At 61.8% G+C, this 13,249-nt stretch carries 11 protein-coding genes; 3 read left to right on the top strand and 8 right to left on the bottom strand.

Annotated features, from left to right (window positions below; all coding sequences use genetic code 11):
- Positions 1-56: 56 nt before the first annotated feature.
- From dnaG to ACR3EK_RS05795, 8 genes are all read right to left on the bottom strand, one after another.
- Positions 57-2,009, bottom strand: a complete 1,953-nt coding sequence (gene dnaG, locus ACR3EK_RS05830; RefSeq protein ID WP_480632909.1) for a DNA primase — start codon at positions 2,007-2,009, stop codon at positions 57-59.
- Between the two features lie 80 nt (positions 2,010-2,089).
- The gene (locus ACR3EK_RS05825) at positions 2,090-2,386 is read right to left on the bottom strand and encodes a hypothetical protein (protein ID WP_170357503.1); all 297 of its coding nucleotides are present in this window, start codon (positions 2,384-2,386) and stop codon (positions 2,090-2,092) included.
- A gap of 33 nt (positions 2,387-2,419) precedes the next feature.
- Entirely contained in the window at positions 2,420-2,965 is a 546-nt protein-coding gene (locus ACR3EK_RS05820) for a sarcosine oxidase subunit gamma (protein ID WP_170357502.1), read from the bottom strand.
- Positions 2,958-5,891 (bottom strand): sarcosine oxidase subunit alpha family protein, encoded by a 2,934-nt coding sequence (locus tag ACR3EK_RS05815; protein ID WP_480632908.1) that lies wholly within the window; start codon positions 5,889-5,891, stop codon positions 2,958-2,960. The genes ACR3EK_RS05820 and ACR3EK_RS05815 overlap by 8 nt, the downstream gene beginning before the upstream one ends.
- Entirely contained in the window at positions 5,888-6,151 is a 264-nt protein-coding gene (locus tag ACR3EK_RS05810) for a sarcosine oxidase subunit delta (RefSeq protein ID WP_005983905.1), read from the bottom strand. Before ACR3EK_RS05810 ends, ACR3EK_RS05815 begins: the two co-directional genes overlap by 4 nt.
- A gap of 53 nt (positions 6,152-6,204) precedes the next feature.
- On the bottom strand, positions 6,205-7,458 hold the full coding sequence (locus ACR3EK_RS05805) for a sarcosine oxidase subunit beta family protein (protein ID WP_480632907.1): 1,254 nt from the start codon (positions 7,456-7,458) through the stop codon (positions 6,205-6,207).
- Positions 7,459-7,592: 134 nt separating this feature from the next.
- Complete coding sequence (locus ACR3EK_RS05800) at positions 7,593-8,498, bottom strand: hypothetical protein (protein ID WP_480632906.1); 906 nt, start codon at positions 8,496-8,498, stop codon at positions 7,593-7,595.
- 93 nt (positions 8,499-8,591) lie between these two features.
- Positions 8,592-10,022, bottom strand: a complete 1,431-nt coding sequence (locus tag ACR3EK_RS05795; protein ID WP_093961747.1) for a Glu/Leu/Phe/Val family dehydrogenase — start codon at positions 10,020-10,022, stop codon at positions 8,592-8,594.
- Between the two features lie 430 nt (positions 10,023-10,452).
- Here ACR3EK_RS05795 and ACR3EK_RS05790 point away from each other — a divergent pair, with 430 nt between their 5' ends.
- From ACR3EK_RS05790 to ACR3EK_RS05780, 3 genes are read left to right on the top strand one after another with little or no spacing between them, the layout of a single operon-like run.
- Positions 10,453-12,120: a Tad domain-containing protein gene (locus tag ACR3EK_RS05790; protein ID WP_480632905.1), complete on the top strand. Its 1,668-nt coding sequence runs from the start codon at positions 10,453-10,455 to the stop codon at positions 12,118-12,120.
- Between the two features lie 50 nt (positions 12,121-12,170).
- Positions 12,171-12,677: a TadE/TadG family type IV pilus assembly protein gene (locus ACR3EK_RS05785; protein ID WP_254439036.1), complete on the top strand. Its 507-nt coding sequence runs from the start codon at positions 12,171-12,173 to the stop codon at positions 12,675-12,677.
- Positions 12,664-13,248 carry a TadE/TadG family type IV pilus assembly protein gene (locus ACR3EK_RS05780; RefSeq protein ID WP_480632904.1) on the top strand — a complete coding sequence of 195 codons (585 nt, stop codon included), beginning with the start codon at positions 12,664-12,666 and terminating at the stop codon, positions 13,246-13,248. Before ACR3EK_RS05785 ends, ACR3EK_RS05780 begins: the two co-directional genes overlap by 14 nt.
- Position 13,249: the final 1 nt, after the last annotated feature.

Genomic DNA, 13,249 nt, shown 5'->3' with positions numbered 1-13,249 from the left:
GATTCGGCCACCCGTTTACCCGTTTTTCTTTTCCAGTGCTTTATGAAAACACCACTTCAGCGGCGTTTCCGCTCGAACTTGATGCCGGACATGATCGCCTGAAACGCGTCTTTCTCGTCACGATTGATTCGCGCCCCGTTGTCCGCAATGTCGAAAATGGCCCTGTCCTCGTTCTGGCTGCGGCTTGCGCGGTTGCGTTCTTCGGCGGCCTGGGCCAACCGGAACGTCAACGCTTCGTCCGCCAGTTCGGACAACTCCTCTTCGGCTTCAGCAATCTCGGCATCCAGCCCCCGGAGCGCTTTGATTTTTGCGAGTTCCTCGGCCAGAGTCATCTGTGCCTTTTCGACGTCGCCCGGTTTGTGCACACAGGGGATTACAGCGACATGGCGAAGGGCCAGCAGGTTTTCAAGAGGGGCCGGCCCCAAAGACTGAACAATGTGCTCTCTGAGGTTGTCGGGATCGTCGATCGCGTGCCGCAGGATCGCATCGCGTAGGGCTGCGTGATCGGGGTTCAGGCATTCCATCTCTTCCAGTTGGTGCTCGAATTGCACGACCACCTCGGGGTTCAGGATTGCAATCGCAAGGATTGCCGCTTCACGCAGTTGGATATCCGCATTCTCCGAGGACGCAAGGAACGAGGCCCGCGCATCGGGCGTTGCCGACGGTTTTGGCGGTTGCCATTTGCCTTTCGGCTGCCAGTTTCGAGCCCCTGCCCCTTGCCGCTGCGGGCGGAAGAGTTGCCAGCGGAGATCCTTGATTTCCTGCCCGTAATGCGACCGGATCGAAGGATCGCGGATCAGTTGGATCTTTTCGCGCAGCGCCTTGTCGAGGGCCGCCTTGCGCTCGGGGCTGTCGAACACCTTGCCCTCGGTCTCGCGCCGCCACAGAAGCCTGACCATCGGAATGGCCGCGTCCAGCACCGCCTGAACCGCCGCCGGGCCTTCGGCGCGCAGCAGATCGTCGGGGTCCTTGCCCTCGGGCATCAGAGCGAACCGCAGCGACTTTCCGGCCACCAGCAACGGCAACGCCAGGTCGATGGCCCGCATCGCCGCACGCAGACCGGCCGTGTCGCCATCCAGCGCGATGATCGGCTCGTCGGCGATGCGCCACAGCATGTGCAACTGATGTTCGGTGATCGCGGTGCCCAGCGGTGCGACGGCGGCGCCGAAACCTGCCTCGGACAGGGCGATCACATCCATATAGCCCTCGGCCACGACCAGCGGTTGCCCCTTGCCTGCCGCCTGACGGGCCGGTCCGTGGTTGTAGAGGCTTCGCCCCTTGTCGAACAGCGCGGTTTCGGGCGAGTTCAGATACTTGGCGTTGTCATTGGGGTCCATCGCCCGCCCGCCGAACGCGATGCACCGGCCGCGCGGATCGCGGATCGGGAACATGATGCGGTTGCGGAAGGTGTCATAGGGCTTTTTGCCCTTGTTCGACGGCTTGGCCAGACCGGCGCCCAGGATCAGGTCCTCGGCCACGTTCTTGCCGCGCAGATGGTCCCACAACGCCTGCCAGCCATCGGGCGCAAACCCGATTTCCCAGCGATCCAACGCCTGAGCGTCCAGACCGCGGCGGTCCATATAGGCGCGCGCCTCGGCCCCTGCCCCGGTCTTGAGTTGCAGGCGAAAGAACTGTACCGCCTGCTCCATGACATCGGCCAATTGCGCCCGATGGTCCTGCTTTTCCTGCGCCTTTGGGTCGCGCGCGGGCATCGGCAATCCGGCTTCGCGCGCCAGGATCTCGACCGCATCGATGAACGAGACGTTCTCGGTTTCCTTCACAAAGCTGATCGCGTCGCCTTTGGCATGGCACCCGAAGCAGTAATAGAACCCCTTTTGGTCATCCACATGGAACGAGGCGGTTTTTTCGTGATGGAACGGGCATGGTGCCCACATGTCGCCCTTGCCCGGATTGGACTTGCGGTTGTCCCACATGACCTTGCGCCCGACGACCTGAGACAGGCTCAGACGGGTGCGTAGCTCATCCAGAAATCCAGGGGGCAATGACATGCTTCATACATGGCAGAAACCGGGCCGCCCGCCAAGGGCGCGGCAGGCCTTTGTCCACAGCCAATTCGCGGCGCTGTGGATTACTGCTGCAGGCACAGCTCCATCCAGGCGGCGCCTAGGTCTTTTTTGCGGATGTCGCGCATCTTCTGCTCGTAGACCCATGGGGTGATCAACGGGATCGCGGCGTTGTAGTTCTCGGGCCAGGTCGGGCCGGCCTCGGCCACCGCTTCAGGAACGTCCCGCTCTTTCACGCGATCAAGACGGGCTTTTTGTACCGCCGCCACAACGTCTGCTTGATAGCGGCAGCTTTGCTCCTTGGTTTCAGCGGCAGCCAGCGGTGTGGCAAGCAGAGTGGCGGCAAGTGCGATGCGCAGCATAAGGTCCCCTTGGAATCAGTTCTTTGCAACAGTCTAACCGCGTGCTGCCACACCTTCCATTGCCCTCTGCAGATCATGCACCAACGATGTGGCCATCGACCGGAACACCATGATCTGAAAGGCTTTCTCGCCAACCCGAGTGATTGACGCCGTCATGTGAAACAGCAGCGTGCGCGCCGTATGTCCGCGCTTGAATTGTTGCGGGCGCAGATCGACGGGCACCAGACGGGCCAGAACATCCTCGGCCCCGTCGCCCTCAAGCCGCACCACGGCCCAGGCATCGGACTGGTCGACGACCGCGGCGTGGGCGGACAGCAACGGGTCCGGCGTGGAGCCGATCAGCATGACCTGACCCGGGCCGAACCAGACCGCCCGCGCGCCCGACTTCCCGGTGGCCCGGTTCGGGGCCGGCAGCGCCATGCCATGCGCCGCCTTCATCGCCTCGGACAGCGATTTGGCCTGCCCTTGAAAGGCCGAAACCGCATGTATCGCGCCCGGGTCGACCTCGGTGACCGAGACCGTTCCGATGGTCAGCGGCAGCAGCCCGTCGCACAGGGTCTGGGCAATCAGCTTATCCACGTACACGCTCTCCCTCTGGGTCAAAAAACACCGGGTCATTCACCTCGCACAGCGTGGTCACGCCGCGCAGATGATCGACCATTTTGACGATCTCGCCATGACGGTCGGGGCCATCGGCCAGAAACGCCAGCCCCAGCATGCTGCCCAGCGTCGGCGAGTAGCAGACCGAGGTCACATAGCCCTGATCGTTGGTGCGCACCGGCGCGTCCTCTTCGTTGTACAGATGGGCGCCGGCCAGCAACTGGCGGCTTTCCCCGATCGGTTTGAGGCCGACCAACCGCTCGCGCCCCGGCTCCTCAAGCCCCGGGCGTTCGGACATGGTCTTGCCGATACAGTCCTTTTTCTGCGACACCATCCGGCCCATCCCGATGTCAAAGGCCGTCGTCCGCCCGTGGATTTCTGCATGGGTGATGAACCCCTTCTCGATCCGCAGGACGTTCAGCGCCTCCATCCCATAGAGGCCACCGCCCAGCGCCTCGGCCTGTCGGGTCAGGATGTCGAACAGGCTGGCCCCATACCGCGCAGGCAACGCAATCTCGTAGGCGTGTTCGCCCGAGAACGAGATCCGGAACAGACGCCCCGGCACCCCCAGAACCGAAACCGGCCCGCAGGCCATGAACGGCCACGCAGCATCATCCAGCGGGGTGTCCAGCAGGCCGTTCAGCACCTCGCGCGATTTGGGGCCGGCCACGGCGAATTGCGCCCATTGCTCCGTCACAGAAACCAGCGACACGTCCCAATCGGGCCGCAGACCCTGACGCACGAATTCAAGATGCTTCATCACGTCACCAGCGGCGGCGGTCGTGGTGGTCATCAGGAAATGACTGTCACCCAATCGCGCGGTGGTGCCGTCATCCATGACGAACCCGTCCTCGCGCAGCATCAGCCCATAGCGCACGTGCCCGACCTTCAGTGTCGAAAACGTGTTGGTATAGACGAAATCCAGAAACTGCGCGGCGTCGCGCCCCTGAATGTCGATCTTGCCCAGGGTCGAGACATCGCACACGCCGACCGCCGTGCGCACCATCTGCACTTCGCGGTCGCAGGACTGGCGCCACGTGGTCTCGCCCGGCTGCGGGAAATAGCTGGGCCGATACCACAGCCCGGCCTCGACCATCGGCGCCCCGCGCGCCACTGACGCCTTGTGCGAGGTGGTGAAGCGCTGCGGCTTGAACCCCGCCCCCTCGGCCCCCGCGCCCAGCGCGGCGATGGCAATCGGCGCGTAAGGCGGGCGGAAGGTGGTGGTTCCGGTCTCGGGGATCGCCCGCCCGGTGGCATCCGCAAGAATGGACAGCGCCGCGACATTCGAGTTCTTGCCCTGATCGGTGGCCATGCCTTGCGTGGTATAACGCTTCATGTGCTCGACCGAGCGGAAGTTCTCGGTCGCGGCCTGTTTGACATCCTTGACGGTCACGTCGTTCTGGAAATCCAGCCACGCGCGCCCCTTGCCCGGCACCGCCCACAGCTGCGCGATTTCATAGAGCTGATCCTCGGCCTGCGGCGGCTCGAGTTTGGGCGCCTTAAGGCCCAGATCACCCAGCGCCTCGGTCGCAGCCGAAATGCCCTCGCGCAGACAGGCGGCTGTGGAGAACGCGCCGTTGCAGGCCCCGGCCGTGCGCATCCCGGGCACGGCACCCGGCGTGGGCACGAAGGCGGCAATGTCACGCCGCCAGGTCGGTCGCCCGTTCATGTGGCAGGTCAGGTGGACCGAGGGGTTCCATCCGCCGGTCATCGCCAGACAATCGGTCTGAATGCGCTCTTCTCCGCTGGCCCGGCGCACGGTGATCGACTCCAGCCCCTTGCGCCCCGAACTGCCGCAGACCTGCGCCCCGCGCAACACCGGATAGTCGGTCGACACCGGCCCGTCGTGGCGGCTGTCGATCACGGCGGCAACGTGGACCCCAGCGGCCAGCAAGTCGCGGGCCGTCCGGTGAATGTCATCGGTGTTGCCGAAGATCGTGACACTCCGGCCGGTCGCGACGCCCCAGCGGTTCAGATAGGCCCGCACGGCACCGGCGGTCATGATGCCGGGCCGGTCATTATTTCGAAACGCCACCGGGCGTTCCAGCGCCCCGGCCGCCAGAACCGAGCGGCGGGCGGCGATCCGCCAATAGGTTTCCAGCGGCGCACCGGCGGCGCGGTCGCCCGTATGGTGCAAGACCCGTTCGAGCGCGGCAAAAGTGCCTTGATCGTAGGCGCCGGCAATCGTCGTGCGGGTCATCAGCCGCACGTTCTCCATCGCCCGCAGTTCTGCCAGAACCTCGTCCACCCAGACGTGACCCGGCTTGCCATCCACCTCGAGCCTCTCGGCCAGCAGACGCCCGCCCATCTGGTTGCTTTCGTCGGCCAGAATGACATCCGCCCCGGCCCGGCCGGCCGTCAGGGCGGCCATCAAACCCGCCGGGCCAGCCCCGATCACCAGCAGGTCGCAGAAGGCATAGGCGCTTTCATACCTGTCGGCGTTGGCCTGCCCGGACAGCGCGCCCAACCCCGCGGCGCGGCGGATCATCGGTTCGTACAGCTTCTCCCAAAAGCTGCGGGGCCACATGAAGGTCTTGTAGTAGAAGCCCGCCCCCAGGAAGGGCGCGGCCAGATCGTTCACGGCCATCACGTCGAAATTCAGGCTGGGCCAGCGGTTCTGGCTGCGCGCCTCGAGGCCCGGATAGATCTCTTGCATCGTGGCCCGCACATTCGGGTCCTGCGCGGCGCCCCGGCCGATGGTGACCAGCGCGTTCGGTTCTTCGCTGCCGGCGGTCAGGACGCCGCGCGGGCGGTGATACTTGAACGACCGCCCCATCAGGCGCACGCCATTGGCCAGCAGCGCCGAGGCCAGTGTGTCGCCCTCAAAGCCCGTATACCGGATTCCGTCAAAAGAAAACTCGACCGGAGTGCCGCGGTCGATCAGCCCCCTGTCCGCGACCCTCATCGTTTGCCCCCGGACGCAGGTTCGGTCGCCGAAATTTCGTGGGTCAGCGTGTTGCGTGTCACGACGATCCATGCGCCGCAGCCGCCCTCGTGATACCACAGATCCCGCGTCTCGCCCGCCGGGTTGTCGCGCAAATAGACGAAATCGTCCCAAGCCTCCGGCCCGGCATCCGGGGCTGGCCGGTCCAGATCGACGGCGGCCCCGCGATAGTAGAACTCGCGGCGGTCACGCTCGCCGCAATAGGGACAGGTGATCCTCATGGCCGCGCCTCCTGGTCTTCACAAATTTTCGAACGAAACATCCCGGCCCGCCCCTAATGCAGATTGTGCTGAGAGCCCTTGCCCTCTTCATCGATGATCCCGCGCCCGGTGCGGAAACGATCCAGCCGGAACCCTGTCGCGTTCTCGTGGTACCGGTCGGTGGCCATCAGGTGGGCAAACACGTTGCCCGAGCCCGGAACCGCCTTGAACCCGCCGTAGTTCCAGCCGCAGTTCAGGTACAGCCCGTCGATAGGGGTGCGGTCGATGATCGGCGACCCGTCCGGCGACATGTCCATGATCCCGCCCCAGGACCGCAGCACCCGGGCTTTGCCGATCATCGGCATCAGGGCCACGCCGGCTTCCATCACGCTTTCGACCGTCGGCAGATTGCCCCGCGCCGCGTAGGAGGCATAGAAATCCAGGTCGCCGCCGAAAACCAGCCCGCCCTTGTCGGATTGGCTAATGTAGAAATGGCCCATGCCAAAGGTCACGACATGGTCGATGCAAGGCTTCAGCCCCTCGGTCACGAAGGCCTGCAGCACGTGGCTTTCGATCGGCAGGCGCATCCCGGCCATGCCGGCAACAAGCCCCGAACGGCCCGCAACGACGATCCCTACCTTCCTAGCTCGGATCGCCCCGCGCGTCGTCTGCACCCCTCGCATGGCGCCGTTTTCGATGTCGATGCCGGTGACCTCGCAATTCTGGATCAGATCCACCCCGCGCTGATCCGCCCCGCGGGCATAGCCCCAGGCCACGGCATCATGCCGGGCCGTGCCGCCGCGCGGATGATACAGGCCGCCATAGATGGGAAAGCGCAGATCGTCATAGTTCAGATAGGGCAGCATCTCGCGCAGCGCATCGCGGTCCAGCAGGATGGCATCGTCGCCCTGGCTGATCATCATGTTGCCCCGCCGCGCGGCCGCGTCCCGCTGCCCGTCCGAATGGAACAGGTTGATGATACCCCGCTGTGAATGCATCACGTTGTAGTTCAGGTCCTCTTCCATCCCCTCCCACAGCTTGAGGGAATGCGAATAGAACTCGGAATTTCCTTGCAGAAAATAGTTGGCGCGCACGATCGTCGTGTTGCGCCCCACATTGCCGCCGCCGATATAGCCCTTTTCCAGCACGGCGACATTGGTCAGTCCGTGCTCCTTCGCGAGGTAATACGCGGTGCTGAGACCGTGCCCGCCGCCGCCGATGATGACGATGTCGTATTCGGCTTTGGGCTCGGGATCACGCCAATGCGCCGTCCAACCCTTGTTGCCCGTCAGTCCTTCCTTCAGGACGCGTAAGCCGGAAAAGCGCATTCAGATCTCCCTGCGGGTTTGCTGGCATCAAACCAACTGCCAACAGGAGTAGCAATCCGGGCTCGGGGCTCCGCATCCGTTTTCGACAAGAACTTGTCAACGCGCGACCAAACCGGTCGCAAACAAGTTCGCCCTCAGAACCGCAGACGGAAGGCAAAGCCAACGATCGGAGCGGTATCATAGCCCTGCCGGCTGACCTCTTGCCCTGCCGCGTTGTCCAGGCGCAACTCGCCGTCAAACTCGGCGCCTGCAAATGCCGACAGCGAAACTCCGGGGTTTGGCGCGTATTCGACCGACAGAACAACCGGAATGCTGCTGTCCTCGCCCACGCCGCCCGGTGCCAACCCGTTATCGTTCAGCTGAAAGCGGACCCGCTCGGACCGAACGGCAAGCCCCACGCTGACACTTTCCGAAGCCTTGTATTCCAATGTGACGCCGGGGCCTTGAGTGGCCCCCAGCGCGCTCCCGGTACTCAGACGCCAGCGCTCGGCAAAGGTCCAGTCGACCAGAAGCGCGGGAAAGACTTCGAGGTCGTTTGTTCCAACCTCAGAGAACACGCCAAATGCCGGGCCGATGCGCAGATTGGGGTTCACCGCCCATGAAATGCCGGCGAAAGCACCATAGGTGAAACCGTCCGAGGCACTGGCGCCGGTCTCATAGTCCCATCTCAATTGGGGCGAGACGATCACCGCAGCCCCGTTGTCCAGAGTGAAACGCAATGGAACGCTCAGGCGAATGTCGCGGATGTCGCCCCACGGCTGGTTTCCGGGCAACCCGAAATCGTAAGAAAACTGACCGAAACTCGCCAGCAAACCCACAAAGGACCCGTCACCATAGCTGTAAATGCCGCCTGCCCGAAGAAATGCGCGCGATGCGCTGAAATCACCGCCGTCCTCAAGATCGGCGCTGCCCTGATAGACAGCCAACCCTTCCACAGTCGGCGTCCAGCCCTGTCGGGGTTGGGCGATGGCAGCAGTCGCAAGCGCCAGGGTCGCGGACCCAATCGCCGCGGCCCAAGCTGCAGAACGGGTAATTTGCATGAGATCCTCGCTGGTTTCACTGCCTGAACTCCAGCGCAGGATGTGCGGCAACCGGACTTTTTGTCAAAGCCCGATTGCCCGGTTTCCGAGACGTCAGAGGCCCTTGGCCCGATAGCTCTTGGCCACACGGTCGATGGACACGATGTAAGCCGCGGTGCGGAGGTCATCGACGTCGTCGCGATCATGCCAGACCTCGCTCATGGCCTGGTAGGCGATGCGCATCGTGTCATCCAGACCCGAGCGCACCAGCTCAAGCTCATCCGCGCCTTTGAGGTATTTGGCCTTGAAGTCCGGAGACATCGACCATGCATCGCCAAGATAGCGGTCTAGCCGTTCCAGCTCTTTCACGATCAGCTCGTGCCGTGCCTCTTCCTGACGGCGCTGCATCCGACCGAAACGGATGTGACTGAGGTTCTTCACCCACTCGAAATACGAGACCGTCACACCGCCAGCGTTCGCATACATGTCAGGAATAATAACGGTGCCCTTCTTGCGCAGCACTTCGTCGGCCCCGGCAGTCACCGGACCGTTCGCGGCCTCGATGATCAACGGCGCCTTGATGCGCTCGGCATTGGACAGGTTGATCACGCCCTCCAGCGCGGCCGGGATCAGAATGTCACATTCCTCTTCCAGCACAGCAGTGCCCTCGGCGGTGTGCGTTGCATCAGGGTAGCCGTTCACGCCGCCATGTTTGACGATCCACTGGTGAACCGCTTCGACGTCGATCCCCTCGGGGTTATAGATCGCACCGTCACGTTCGATGATGCCCACAACCAGAGAGCCGTCTTCCTCACTCAGGAACTTGGCCGCGTGATAACCCACGTTGCCGAGGCCTTGAACGATGACCCGCTTGCCGTCCAGCGAGCCTGACATGCCAGCCTTTTTGACGTCCTCCGGATGCCGGAAGAATTCTCGCAGCGCGTATTGGATGCCACGCCCCGTCGCCTCGACCCGGCCCGAGATGCCGCCGGCATTCAACGGCTTGCCGGTCACGCAGGCCCGCGCGTTGATGTCTGTGGTGTTCATCCGCGCATACTGGTCAGCCATCCAAGCCATTTCACGCTCGCCGGTGCCCATGTCAGGGGCCGGGACGTTCTGCGACGGGTTGATCAGGTCGCGCTTGGCCAACTCATAGGCGAAACGGCGGGTGATCTGCTCCAGCTCATGCTCCTCGTATTTGCGCGGGTCGATACGCAGGCCGCCCTTGGACCCGCCAAACGGAGCCTCGACCAAAGCGCACTTGTAGGTCATCAGCGCGGCAAGCGCCTCGACCTCGTCCTGGTTCACGGCCATCGCATAGCGGATACCGCCTTTTACCGGCTCCATATGCTCGGAATGAACCGAGCGATAGCCGGTGAAAGTATGTATCTGCCCCCGCAGACGCACGCCAAACCGAACGGTGTAGGTCGCATTGCAGACCCGGATCTTTTCCTCAAGTCCGGGTGGAAGATCCATCAGGGCAGCCGCCCTGTTGAACATCAGATCTACACTCTCCCGAAAGCTGGGTTCCTTGATGGCCGTCATAAAATCCTCCATGCCGGTTGACGTCGAGCGTCATGACGTTTTGTCGCACCCTTGGCAAGCGGCTGCAATCGAGATTTGCACTTTTTTTCATCAATTTATGAACAGCGCGTTTCGACCAACCGAGCCGAGTCGCGGACATTTACGATTTCCAGAAATTGTCCCGAGCAACGAAACAAAGATGCCCCTCCCAGCCAGACTGCCGCCGATTTTCATTCAAAAAGAGCACCATAGTGACGATCACGCCCAATTCTCGCCACGATCCACATCTAAATTATTAAAGTTCCGAAGAACTGGCTTCGCTGCTTTTGGCCGGCAAAAGGATTTCGTTATGCGCAATTTTGAATGGACATCGAAACGGTCGGGGAAACCGCGCCAGGCAGACCGCTGCCGGGGCTCCGTCGAGTCTTTCGTGACCTCGGAAAGCGGGACGATGACCATCTTCGCCCTCTTCCTGATGATGATCATCTTCACCGCGGCGGGCTTCGCCGTGGACGTTATGCGGTACGATCGCGAACGTGCGCGCCTGCAATACGCGCTGGATCGCGCCGTTCTGGCGGCGGCGGACCTCGACCAGGACCTCTGCCCCAAGGACGTGGTCGTCGACTATCTTAAGAAAGAAGGCCTGGATCAGTACCTCGTTGGTGAACCCATCGTGACGCCGAATGTCTGCGGCGCGACTGCCGTTACGATCGAAGGCTACCGCAAGGTCGAAGCGAGCGCCCAGATGGATGTCGGCATGCACTTCATGCAGTGGTGGGATGTCGACTCGATTGTGAGCGCGGCAACCAGCGTCGCCGAAGAAGCCATTGATGATGTTGAGATTTCTTTGGTCCTCGACGTCTCTGGCTCGATGAACAGCTACAATCGCCTGGCCAACCTGAAAGTGGCGGCCAAAAACTTCGTGCAAGAGATGGCGGACAAGACCGAGGACGGGAAGCTGTCGATCTCGATCATCCCATACGCAACTCAGGTGTCGCTGCCCGACTATCTGATGGACGAATTCAGCACGACCGGCACCAATAACCGGGCAAACTGCATCAACTTCACCAGCAGCGAGTTCAACACCACCGCGCTGGACCCCGATACGATCCGCCAACGCACACTGCACTTCACGCCGTGGAGCACCTATGACCGGCGCCCCAGCAACGGCTACGTCTACAGCGAAGTCTGTGACGAACTCGCCAACCGTGAGGTCTCCGTCCTGCAAAAGGATCCGCAGGTTCTCAAAGATCACATCGAAAGTTTTACGGCCGGCGGAAACACGTCGATCGACGTCGGTCTGAAATGGGGTCTTGCCCTGCTTGACGAAAGCATTCAGCCGGTGATCGCACGCCTGGCGGGTGACGAAGTGCCTGCAGAGTTCGCCACCCGTCCCAACAGCTACTCCAGCAACGACTCGATGAAGGTTCTGGTGCTGATGACGGACGGCGCGAACACCACACAATACATGGTAAACGACCCCTACCGTGAGGGTACGTCCATTCTGTGGTGGAATGCCAAAAAGTCCACCTATTCGACCTATGACTACGAGACCGAGAAGTACTTCTGGCACGATGTCGACTATACCGAATGGGACAGCAGCAAGGGTTGGTACTGGGGTCGCGAGATCTGGCAGGACGATCCCTATGGCAACGACGAGTATACTGTCTATCGGTGCACCTACCGGTCCGGCGGCGTCTGCTACAACTTTGACTACAGCAGAAGCGAGACCCGCACTGTTCTGGACAACAATGGCGACCCCGCGACATCGGTCAACCTGACCTGGGCTCAGGTCTGGGAACGCACGACCCGTCGCGCGATCCGCGACCTGTTCCGCGAAGCGCTGGGGAGCACGAAAGGCAACACCTGGTACAACAACGCGGTCACTTCGATCGGGTCGGGCACCAAGGACCCGCGCGCGCGCGCAATGTGTGCCGCCGCTCGCGCCAATGGCATCGTAGTCTTCACTATCGCTTTCGAAGCTCCCGATCAGGGCAAGGCCCTTCTGAAAGACTGCAAAAGCGATGATGGCGCCTACTACGAGGCGACCGGTGACGAAATCGTCGACGTATTTGCATCGATCGGATCGACCATCCGCAATTTGAGGCTGACCCAATGATCAAGCGTTTGCTTCATCAATTCCGCACGTTCCGGCGGAAAGAAGATGGGATGGCGACGATCGAGTTCGTCTTCTGGTTCCCCATCTTCATCATGACGACCTATTCGGCCGTCGAAGTCGGAATCGGGGCCTTCAACCACGCCAATCTCGAGCGTGGTCTGGACGAAACGATCCGCGACGTTCGCCTGAACAACCTGGACAAGTATACCACCAACGTTCAGGACGGCTGGACCCACACTCTGTTGAAGGACATCGTCTGCGACAAGGCAGGCTATATCCCGAAGTGTGAGGAGAACCTGATCCTAGAATTGACCCGCGTCGACCCGTTTGTGGGGAACACTTTGGATCCCAACCCCTACTGCATCGATACTCCGGCAACGATCCGCAACAGCCAGATATTCGAGCCTGGCACGTCAGACGAACTGATGATTGTCCGAGCCTGCGTGGAGGTCAAGCCACTGTGGTGGGGAACTGTTTTGGGAACCATCGCGCGGAAAAAGCCCAACGGTAGGTACGAATTGCACGCAACAACGGTGTTTGTCTATGAACCGACCTGATCGCTCAATCTTCTCGCTGGCTGTCCGGTATCTGAAACGGTTTTCCCGCAAGGAATCCGGCGTGATCAGTATCGAGGCCGTGATGATCTATCCCCTGCTCTTCTGGGGCATGTGTGCGTCATATACGTTCTTCGACGGATACAAACAGAGCTCGCGGAATCTAAAGGCGTCTTATGCGATCGCCGACGTCATTTCCCGCGAACGCAATGACATCAACGCGACCTATATGGATACGCTGTACGACCTGCTGCAGCAGATGATGTCGGACCGCTCCGACGTGTCGATGCGCATCTCGTTCCTTCGCTTCGACCTGCCGGATGACCGGCACTATGTGCAGTGGTCCTGTGTTCGCGGCGAAAGCTTCGAGGAGTGGACCGATGGCACCATCAGCGAAATCCGGGACAAGCTGCCCATCATGCCGGACAACGGCAAGATGATCCTGGTCGAAGTGAAGGACTTCTATCGCCGTCCCTTCCGCATCGGATACGGCGAAAACGAATTCGCCATGGACAATTTCGTATTCACCCACCCGCGCGTCTACGACAAGATCGACGCACCGGGCGGGTGCTGAG

It is taken from the genome of Ruegeria sp. BC8 (genome assembly GCF_056535705.1).
The sequence above is the reverse complement of the archived record's forward strand: the minus strand, read 5'-3'. Positions and strand labels throughout refer to the sequence as shown.

Bases quoted from the DNA above. Each gene is read 5' to 3' on its own strand.
- dnaG (WP_480632909.1), bottom strand. From the start codon at position 2,009: ATGTCATTGCCCCCTGGATTTCTGGATGAGCTACGCACCCGTCTGAGC.
- ACR3EK_RS05825 (WP_170357503.1), bottom strand. From the start codon at position 2,386: ATGCTGCGCATCGCACTTGCCGCCACTCTGCTTGCCACACCGCTGGCT.
- ACR3EK_RS05815 (WP_480632908.1), bottom strand. From the start codon at position 5,891: ATGAGGGTCGCGGACAGGGGGCTGATCGACCGCGGCACTCCGGTCGAG.
- ACR3EK_RS05810 (WP_005983905.1), bottom strand. From the start codon at position 6,151: ATGAGGATCACCTGTCCCTATTGCGGCGAGCGTGACCGCCGCGAGTTC.
- ACR3EK_RS05805 (WP_480632907.1), bottom strand. From the start codon at position 7,458: ATGCGCTTTTCCGGCTTACGCGTCCTGAAGGAAGGACTGACGGGCAAC.
- ACR3EK_RS05800 (WP_480632906.1), bottom strand. From the start codon at position 8,498: ATGCAAATTACCCGTTCTGCAGCTTGGGCCGCGGCGATTGGGTCCGCG.
- ACR3EK_RS05795 (WP_093961747.1), bottom strand. From the start codon at position 10,022: ATGACGGCCATCAAGGAACCCAGCTTTCGGGAGAGTGTAGATCTGATG.
- ACR3EK_RS05790 (WP_480632905.1), top strand. From the start codon at position 10,453: ATGACCATCTTCGCCCTCTTCCTGATGATGATCATCTTCACCGCGGCG.
- ACR3EK_RS05785 (WP_254439036.1), top strand. From the start codon at position 12,171: ATGGCGACGATCGAGTTCGTCTTCTGGTTCCCCATCTTCATCATGACG.
- ACR3EK_RS05780 (WP_480632904.1), top strand. From the start codon at position 12,664: ATGAACCGACCTGATCGCTCAATCTTCTCGCTGGCTGTCCGGTATCTG.